The sequence below is a fragment of the Paraburkholderia sp. BR13439 genome (assembly GCF_040948805.1).
GTDB lineage: Bacteria > Pseudomonadota > Gammaproteobacteria > Burkholderiales > Burkholderiaceae > Paraburkholderia > Paraburkholderia youngii.
On sequence record NZ_JBFPKN010000252.1, the window covers coordinates 1 to 208 of the forward strand.

Annotated in this window: 1 pseudogene; it reads right to left on the reverse strand. The window is 63.9% G+C overall.

Annotated elements, in window-relative coordinates:
- A pseudogene (locus AB3X96_RS43080) lies at positions 1-208 on the reverse strand (IS66 family transposase); the annotation flags it as partial.

Sequence of the window (208 nt, forward strand, 5' to 3'; positions counted from 1 at the left end):
TCGCCGATGCGCGTGCGCTCGCAGCCACACTGGCATACGGTGCTCTGCGGCTCGTGGCGAATCTCTGTGCGCGGCAATTGCGCCGGCAGCGCTGCACGCTTCGGTTGCTGGGGTAGCGGCTCGGCTGTGGCTTGTGGCTGAAGTTGCTCGAGTTCAACTGCAATGGCGGCGAGATCCGCGTCAATCGCCTCGTCCAGCAGATTCATCT